The sequence below is a fragment of the Niveispirillum sp. genome, assembly GCF_017996735.1.
Lineage (GTDB): Bacteria > Pseudomonadota > Alphaproteobacteria > Azospirillales > Azospirillaceae > Niveispirillum.
On the sequence record NZ_JAGOGJ010000203.1, the window covers coordinates 1 to 8,093 of the forward strand.

The following is an 8,093-nucleotide window of genomic DNA, read 5'->3' on the forward strand; positions in this document are numbered from 1 at the left end:
AGGCGGTGCAGCCTCCTCCGGCGCTTCGCCATCTTCGGAAATGATCCTGCGAATGGAAGCGAGGATCTCTTCCATCGATGGTTCTTGTGAGGACCCTTTGTCGGCCATTTCGCGCGTAACCTGACCTTCCACGAATTCGACGGCAAGCCTAGGGCAGAATCCTGGAAAATTCCACGAACTTGTTAACAGGATTGAAGAATTGGCGCTGTTCGCCCCCGAAATGCAAAGGGGAGGCCGATTGGCCTCCCCTTCACCGGTGGACATGAACGATAAATGTCACCGAATCAATCGGCCGAGAGACCCCAGATCTTGCTCGACGCGCTGTTGTAATGCGCCTCGACATCATAGGTCTGAACACCCAGCCCCAGGCTGCCGGCCGACAGTTGACCGATGGCGGACATCACCTGGAAACTGGCCACCACCTCGTCACGCTGGGCACGCACCAGTTCCACCTGAGCGTTCAGCAGTTCCTGTTCGGCATCCAACGTGTCCAGCACGGTACGGGAACCGACGGTGGCTTCCTGACGCACGCCTTCCAAGGCGATGTTCGCGGCGCGCACCTGTTCGTTGCGCGACTTGATGGAGGCGCGGGCGGTGCTCAGTGCTTCCCAGGCACGGATGCCGGTTTCGCGGGCGCCGCGCACAGCCTCGTCCACCTGGATGCGACGCTGGGATGCGGTCTGCTTGGCTTCACGGACGCGGGCAGTGGTGCCACCAGCCTCGTAAATGGGGATCGACACGCGGGCGACGATCGAGCCGTTATCCAGTTCACCCAGAGTGCCCGGACGGTCCCAGGTGCGAGAATAGGAGCCGACAACAGACACGGTAGGCAACAGTTCGCCGGCCACCACATCAACCGCGCTGTCGGCGGCGCGTTCGGAGAACTTCGCCGCCAGGACCTGCGGGTTGTTCTGCTCGGCCAGCGAGATGGTGGCGTCGAGCGAGGCGGGCAGGCCGGTCAGCGCCGTCGGCTGCTGCACCCCCGCCGGCACCGCGCCGATCAGTCGGGCAAAGGTGGCCCGGCTGGCATTCAGGGCGCCTTCAGCGGCGATCCGGTTCGAGGTGGACAGGGCCAGACGCGACTCGGACTGGCTGACGTCGGTACGGGTGATTTCACCAACGCGGAACCGGTCATTGGCGGCTTCAAGCTGGCGCTTCAGCACCTGTTCGTTGTTGATGGTCAGTTGCAGAACGGCCTCGTCACGGACGACGTCACAATAGGCCTGGGCGGCGGCCAGCAGGACGCTCTGTTCGGTGGCCTGCAGCGACGCGCGCTGCGCCTTCACCAGCGCTTCGGCCCGGCTCAGCGAGGCGACGGTGCGCCCACCGCGAAAGATCGGCTGCACGATATCGGCGCTGACCGACTTTTCGGTCCAGTAGGTGTCCGTCGGTCCGTTCTTCTGCACATTGCGGCCGACGCTGCCATCGGCGCTGATCGTGGGAAGGAAACCAGACTTGGCCTGGGGCACCAACTCGTCCGTGGCGCGCAACTGGGCACGGGCGGCGTCCAGCGTGGGATTGGACTGGTAGGCCTGGGCCAGAGCGTCCGGCAGCGACTGGGCCTGGGCCGGCGACAGGCCCAGCCCGAAGGCGAGTGCCATGGCGGGCAGTGCGGCACGCGCCAGACGGCGCAGGATCAGGCTGGTCGGGGTCTGCGGCAGACGGTTGGCGTCCATGTCAATACACCTTCATGGTCGGATCGATACGCCGGGCCCAAGCGTCGATTCCGCCCGCAAGATTGATGGCCCGGTCGAAACCCTGGCCGCGCAGCCATTGTGTGGCATACGCGCTTCTCATGCCGTGGTGGCAAAGGACCGCTATATCACGATCCTTCGGCAATGCCGCCACGGCCGACGGCAATTGCCCGAGGGGAATGTGGAGGCTTTGCGCAATATTGCACAGTTCCACTTCCCAGGGTTCGCGTACGTCCAGCACGACAACCCCGTCATCCTCCCGAAGCCTGACCGCCAAATCCTCCACCGTCAGCTCATTGTCTGTGATGGGGCGCACAGGGAGGCTCCGGTATACTGTCAGAACTGGAAATCGGGCTTGGCTTCCAGGCCCGGCAGCAGGGCGGCGGAGGCATCGAACAGGATGCGGCTGGACACTTTGCCACCCGTTTTCTGATAGAGACGGGCGACCCCCTGACCGCTTTCGGGCAGGACCACGGTGACCAGACGGCCGCCTTCGGCCAGTTGGTCGAGCAAAGCCGGCGGCACGGCGGCAAGGGCGCCCTGCACCACGATCACATTATAGGGACCCTGCTTGGCCCAGCCGGAAGCCAGCGGCCCCTGCATCACCACAGCATTGTCGACGCCATGGGTCTGCACGGCCTGATTGGCCAGTGCGGCCAGTTCGGCATCCGACTCCAGCGCCACCACGGTGGCGGCCAGACGGCCGATGACCGCCGCCGAATAACCCGTGCCGGTGCCCACATCCAGGACGATATCCGTCGGTTCCACCTTCGCCTCGTTCAGCAGGCGGGCCAGGACCATCGGTTCCAGCAGGAAGCGGCCCCGTGCGATGGGGATGCTCTTATCGACATAGGCCACGCCGCGCAGGCCGACCGGCACGAACTGGTCGCGCGGGATCGCCAGGAAGGCATCGACCACACGCTGGTCGGTCACCTTGTTCGGCCGGATCTGGCCGTCGACCATATTCAGGCGGGCGGCGCTATATTCGGTGGAGGCCATCATGGACGGATCTGTCGCGCTGGTGAAAAGGAAGGGTTCCGCAGCCCACCGTTCAGAACGGAAGACCACGCTGCTATATATCCGTACCGGACGTGGAACACAATGTTGCGGCTGCACCACGAACGCGGGTTGCGGATTTCTTGCGTCAGACACTTGACCGCGCCCTCACCAGCCGTCTATATACCGGCCCCACCCCGGACGGCGACGCAACCGGGGGATCATGGGACACCGATGGCGCGGTGGCAGAATGGTGATGCAACGGACTGCAAATCCGTGAATCCGGGTTCGATTCCCGGCCGTGCCTCCAAGTTTCAAAAAGGCCCGTCTTCGCGACGGGCCTTTTTATTTTCCGCCTCCGGTCAACCGGTGGGGCCAAGACCCCGCACCAGAGCCGCCCGTAGGTCCGCCGGCGTGTCCGCCGCGTCGCGCAGCAGGGGCAGGCGCAGCAGGGCCAGCATGGACAGGCTGTCGGTGATCTCCCCCGACAGGACCATGGACAGCGCGTCACGCAGGGTGACGCGGCGCAGACGCAATTCTTCGGTATCGTCGGGTTCCGCCGTGCCTTGCGTCAGGTTCCAGGCCACATAAAGCGTACCCTCCTCGTCGCAGACGGAGTTGGACAGCGCCACACGGCCGATGATGGGCATCATCCGGCCGGCCGACAGTCCCGTCTCTTCCTTCAATTCGCGTATCGCGCCGGCGGCGGGGTCCTCCCCCTCCGGCACGCCGCCTTCGGGGATTTCCCAACTATAGCGGTCCAATGGATAGCGGTGCTGGCCCACCAGCCAGGTGAAGCCGTCGCTGTCCACCGGCACCACGCCCACGGCATGGTTACGGAAATGGACCAGCCCATAGATGCCGGGATCGCCGTTGGGTTTCAGCACCTCATGATGCTCCACCCTGATCCATGGATTCTCATAGACGCGATCGCGGTTCAGAGTGCGCCAGGGATTGCTGTCCCGGTCATGGTCGCGCATGTGTGTCCCCCTGGTAAGACATGGGTCCAGGCTACTGGAATCACAGGGATTTTCCAGTGCCATCAAGAAAATGCGCCAAAATGCGAAACAGGGGTTTACAAACCCGGATCGGGTTGGCTATAAGCCCGGCCACCGCACGATGCGGCGCCGATGACGCGTCGCGACGTGAGTACTGATCCCAGGTAGCTCAGTGGTAGAGCAGGCGGCTGTTAACCGCCCGGTCGGGGGTTCGAATCCCTCCCTGGGAGCCAATCGGCGGGGCCGGATGTATAAACCGTCCGGTCCTGTCCATTCAGGCTAATGATTGGCACGCGTACAAAGTAGATCCGGCGTTGGAAATGGCCTGATCCCAGGTAGCTCAGTGGTAGAGCAGGCGGCTGTTAACCGCCCGGTCGGGGGTTCGAATCCCTCCCTGGGAGCCATTTCAACCCTGGCCGCACGATGGCGGCCGCATCCGGAACTCAATCGACATGGTCGATATCACCCCCATCATTCCCGCCGATCGTCAGGTCATCGACACCTATGCCCCTGGGCATTTCCGTGTGTCGAATGTACTGCATAGCGGTGCGATCATCGTGTTCCCCGACCGGACGGTTGCGTGGCCGGTGCCGGAATTCGCGGGCCTGACGGTGGAGCATTTCGCTGCGGTTCTGTCCGCCAATCCGAAGCCGGAGGTCCTGCTGCTGGGGTCCGGCGCGCGCATGCAATTGCTACCCTCAGCATTGCGCAAGGCCCTGCGGGAGCAGGGGGTGGTCGTGGATATCATGGACAGTCCGGCCGCCTGCCGCACTTATAATGTGCTGCTGGCCGAGGGCCGGCTGGTCGCGGCGGCCCTGCTGGCCGTATAGGCCGCCGTCATCGGGCCGCGATGGTCACCGTGATCGTGTCGGCATAATCGCCGGCCACATGCTGGCTGGAGATGGGAACCGTCACCTTCAGGTCGGATTTTTTGCCGAACTGCGCGTTGGCGCGCTGGACCACCATCTGGCTGGTCAGGTTGCCGGCATTGCTGTCGTAATCGACGGTATAGCTGATCTCGTTGCTGCCGCTTTTCAGCTTGCCGCCGTTGGCCGATGCCAGGCTGATGGAATAGCCGCTGCTGGAATTGCAGCTCTCGGTCACCGATCCCACGGTTTTGGAACTTTCGCCCGACGTGAGGTTCCAGGTAACGCCCATGTCCTGAACCGCGATGGCGCATGACATGGGCATGCTGCCGCGCAGCGACATGGTGCCCGACGTGCTTTGCGCCAGGGCCGCGGCCGGCATCAGGGCGGTGGTCGATAGCAGCAGGGCGGCGATGGCCCGGACCAGCAAACGGCGCATTCTGCACCCCTCCGGCGTCGGTTATGAAAAGGCCCCGCCTGGTTTCGGGCGGGGCGGAAACGGTACCGCCGGCCCATGGCGGGGCCGGCGGTCAGATGTTTACTTTGCGGCGATGGTGACGGTGACGGTGTCGGCATAGTCACCGGCGATATACTGGTCGGAAGCCTGCACGGTGACCTTCAGGTCGGACTTCTTGTTGAACTGCGCATTGGCACGGTCGACGACCATCTGGCTGTTCAGTGAACCGCCCTGACCATCATAGTTCACCTGATAATCGATGGTGAAGTTGCCGGACTTCAGCTTGCCGCCGTTGGAGGAGGCCAGCGTGATCTTGTAGCCGGTGCCCGAATTGCAGGTTTCGGTGACGGAACCGACCGTCTTGTTGCTCTCACCAGTCTTCAGCGAGAGCGACTGGCTCAGGTCCTGAACGGCGATGGTGCAGGACAGGCCGACATTGCCCTTCAACTGGATCGTGCCGGAAGCGTTCTGTGCCATGGCCGGGGCGGCGAAAGCGGCGACGACGAGGGCGGCGGCGGCGGTCTTGGCGAAGAACGTGGTCATGTCAGGCTCTCTCGGTTCGATTTGTGGGGGCGTTGTCGCCTTCATGGGAACCAAGGAAAGCAGGAGGTGTGCCAATCGGGTGGGGGGTGGAAAACCAAGGGTTTCAGCCCTTCGAATGCCCAAACAGCCTTCTGGATCGTTGAAATTTGCAAATCATTTTGAAAGATAATGCAATATGCAACTATTTTTGCAGAATGAAATACGGCCGCAATCCTGCCATCACCGCTCCTTTTTCGCCGACCACCTTGCGCGGGCTTGCGGGATCGGCTGGGGTGGGTTGATGCTTAAGCCTGTTAGGATGCGGCATTCCCGCGATAGCTTTGCCGGGGGACGGCACCGTCGACAGGGGCGGTGGGGAAGGGTGGCATGAGCAACCAGTCGGATCGTAACCTGGGAACCGAGGAACGGCTGAAGGCCGTGTTCCAGCGCGAGCAGTCGCGCGGGATCGAAGTGGCCACATGGGCGCGGCTGATCGCGCTTGGGGCCATCTTCGCCTGGGTGGCTGTGCTGGACCAGAACGGAGAGAACGCCGCCGGATATCTGGGAATCGCCATTGTGGCCTGCAACGGCCTGGCGCTCTGGGCCCTGCACCGCACCCGCCTGTTCCGGCCCTGGCAGTTGTTCGCGTCCGTGGCCTTCGACCATTTCGCCATCTCCATGGTGATGATCTCTCCCATCACCATCGGGGGGGAGGCGCTGTCGCCGGCCATGAACACCCGTACCGTCTGGTACAATGTCTATTTCCTGATGATCGCCAGTTCGGTGATGGTGCAGCGGCCGGCCCTGGTGGTGTGGAGCGGGCTGACGGCGGCCCTGTCCTGGTCCGCCGTGGTTGTCCACGCCATGCGCCAGCCCGGCACCTTCACCATGCCGTTGGACTGGATCTGGGCCAGCACCGATGCCAGCGACTTCGTGCGGGTTATGCAGAACCCGCGCTATGTCGACCTGTCCAACTGGCTGACCCAGGTTCTGTTCCTGATCCTGTCGGCCCTGACCCTGGCGGCGGCCGTGCGCCGGTCAAAGACGCTGCTGGTCAGCCAGGCCGCGACGGAGTGCGAGCGGGCCAATCTGGCGCGGTATTTCTCCCCCGATATGGTGGAACGGCTGGCGGCCAGCGACAGCCCGCTGTCTCGCCCGAACACGCGCGTCGTATCCGTGCTGTTCGCCGATCTGACCGGTTTCACCCGCCTGTGCGAGAATGCACCAGCGGGGGAGATCATCGACCTGCTGCGTCAGTTCCGCATCCGCATGGAGAAGGCGGTCTTCACCCATGGCGGCACAGTCGACAAATATATCGGCGACTGTGTCATGGCGACCTTCGGCCTTCTGGCGCCCAGCGGGCGGGACCCGGCCGCCGCCCTGGCCTGTGCCCACGACATGCAGGTCGCGGTGGAGGAGTGGAACCGAGAACGCGCCATGCGTGGCCTGCCGTCGGTGGGGCTGGGCATCGGCGTGCATTACGGTGCCGTGGTGGCCGGCGATATCGGGTCGGACCAGCGGCTTGAATTCACCGTCATCGGTGACACGGTGAATGTGGCCAGCCGGCTGATGCACCTGACCCGTGAGTTGGAGGCCGGGATCGTCATTTCCGACGAGGTGGCGGGCGCCGCCCTGGTCACCGATGGCGAGAAGGCGCTTGCCGGTTATCGCCGGGTGGAGGAAATGCCGCTGCGCGGGCGGGACGGGGCCATCGCGCTCTGGTACCGGCCACTGATCCCCGGCAGCGACGATGCGTCGTGCGCGGCGTGACGCCTGTGCTATGCTGGCTTCCTGATAAATCCCGACGTCCGGAACCGCCCATCCCATGTTCACCGGTTTCTTCTATGATCTGCGCAAGGCCGGCATCCCCGTCAGCCTGAAGGAATATCTGGCACTGATGGAGGCGATGCAGGCCGGCATCGCCGGCTATGCGGTGGAGGATTTCTATTATCTGTCCCGCGCCATCCTGGTGAAGGACGAGCGCAACCTGGACAAGTTCGACCGGGTCTTCGCCACTGTCTTCAAGGGGTTGGAGGGAGGCGGTGCGGTCGGCCCGGACGAGTTGACGGCCGCTATCCCCGAGGAATGGCTGCGCAAGCTGGCCGAGAAATTCCTGACCGAGGAAGAGAAGGCGCAGATCCAGGCGCTGGGCGGCTGGGACAAGCTGATGGAGACGCTGGCCCAGCGGCTGGCCGAACAGAAGGACCGCCATCAGGGCGGCAATAAATGGATCGGCACGGCAGGCACCAGCCCCTTCGGCGCCTATGGCTACAATCCCGAAGGGGTGCGGATCGGGCAGGATGGCAGCCGCAACCGCCGTGCCGTCAAGGTTTGGGACAAGCGCGAGTTCAAGAACCTGGATGACAGTGTCGAACTGGGGACCCGCAACATCAAGGTGGCGCTGCGCCGCCTGCGCAAATTCGCGCGGACGGGGGCGGCGGAGACGCTGGATCTGCCCGACACGATCAGTTCGACCGCCCGCAATGCCGGCTGGCTGGATATCAAGATGGTGCCGGAACGGCATAATGCCGTGAAGGTGCTGCTGTTCCTGGATATCGGG

At 63.7% G+C, this 8,093-nt stretch carries 9 protein-coding genes, 3 tRNA genes and 1 pseudogene; 6 read left to right on the forward strand and 7 right to left on the reverse strand.

Features of this window, described 5'->3' with window-relative positions; genetic code table 11:
• The 4 genes and pseudogenes from KBA48_RS31170 to KBA48_RS31185 all read right to left on the reverse strand — a co-directional run.
• A pseudogene (locus KBA48_RS31170) lies at nucleotides 1–108 on the reverse strand (DUF2497 domain-containing protein); the annotation flags it as partial.
• A 176-nt stretch (nucleotides 109–284) separates the two neighbouring features.
• On the reverse strand, nucleotides 285–1,676 hold the full coding sequence (locus KBA48_RS31175) for a TolC family outer membrane protein (protein ID WP_292912581.1): 1,392 nt from the start codon (nucleotides 1,674–1,676) through the stop codon (nucleotides 285–287).
• Between the two features lies 1 nt (nucleotide 1,677).
• Nucleotides 1,678–2,010: a rhodanese-like domain-containing protein gene (locus KBA48_RS31180; protein WP_292912582.1), complete on the reverse strand. Its 333-nt coding sequence runs from the start codon at nucleotides 2,008–2,010 to the stop codon at nucleotides 1,678–1,680.
• 20 nt (nucleotides 2,011–2,030) lie between these two features.
• Nucleotides 2,031–2,696, reverse strand: a complete 666-nt coding sequence (locus KBA48_RS31185; RefSeq protein ID WP_292912583.1) for a protein-L-isoaspartate O-methyltransferase — start codon at nucleotides 2,694–2,696, stop codon at nucleotides 2,031–2,033.
• A 230-nt stretch (nucleotides 2,697–2,926) separates the two neighbouring features.
• On the opposite strand from KBA48_RS31185, the gene KBA48_RS31190 reads away from it, so the two are divergent.
• Nucleotides 2,927–3,000, forward strand: a tRNA-Cys gene (locus KBA48_RS31190).
• A 52-nt stretch (nucleotides 3,001–3,052) separates the two neighbouring features.
• Here KBA48_RS31190 and KBA48_RS31195 read toward each other — a convergent pair.
• Entirely contained in the window at nucleotides 3,053–3,670 is a 618-nt protein-coding gene (locus KBA48_RS31195) for an NUDIX hydrolase (RefSeq protein ID WP_292912584.1), read from the reverse strand.
• A 176-nt stretch (nucleotides 3,671–3,846) separates the two neighbouring features.
• Here KBA48_RS31195 and KBA48_RS31200 point away from each other — a divergent pair.
• From KBA48_RS31200 to KBA48_RS31210, 3 genes are all read left to right on the forward strand, one after another.
• Nucleotides 3,847–3,921 (forward strand) — tRNA-Asn (locus KBA48_RS31200).
• Nucleotides 3,922–4,017: 96 nt separating this feature from the next.
• Nucleotides 4,018–4,092, forward strand: a tRNA-Asn gene (locus KBA48_RS31205).
• 48 nt (nucleotides 4,093–4,140) lie between these two features.
• Nucleotides 4,141–4,518: an Mth938-like domain-containing protein gene (locus KBA48_RS31210; protein ID WP_292912585.1), complete on the forward strand. Its 378-nt coding sequence runs from the start codon at nucleotides 4,141–4,143 to the stop codon at nucleotides 4,516–4,518.
• Between the two features lie 7 nt (nucleotides 4,519–4,525).
• On the opposite strand, the gene KBA48_RS31215 is transcribed toward KBA48_RS31210, so the two are convergent.
• Both KBA48_RS31215 and KBA48_RS31220 read right to left on the reverse strand, forming a co-directional pair.
• The gene (locus tag KBA48_RS31215) at nucleotides 4,526–4,993 is read right to left on the reverse strand and encodes a spore coat protein U domain-containing protein (RefSeq protein WP_292912586.1); all 468 of its coding nucleotides are present in this window, start codon (nucleotides 4,991–4,993) and stop codon (nucleotides 4,526–4,528) included.
• A 99-nt stretch (nucleotides 4,994–5,092) separates the two neighbouring features.
• The gene (locus KBA48_RS31220; protein WP_292912587.1) at nucleotides 5,093–5,554 is read right to left on the reverse strand and encodes a hypothetical protein; all 462 of its coding nucleotides are present in this window, start codon (nucleotides 5,552–5,554) and stop codon (nucleotides 5,093–5,095) included.
• A 366-nt stretch (nucleotides 5,555–5,920) separates the two neighbouring features.
• Between KBA48_RS31220 and KBA48_RS31225 the strand changes: the two genes are divergently transcribed.
• Entirely contained in the window at nucleotides 5,921–7,303 is a 1,383-nt protein-coding gene (locus KBA48_RS31225; protein ID WP_292912588.1) for an adenylate/guanylate cyclase domain-containing protein, read from the forward strand.
• Nucleotides 7,304–7,358: 55 nt separating this feature from the next.
• Nucleotides 7,359–8,093 (forward strand): VWA domain-containing protein (locus tag KBA48_RS31230; RefSeq protein ID WP_367273897.1); only part of this gene is annotated, 735 nt, incomplete at its 3' end.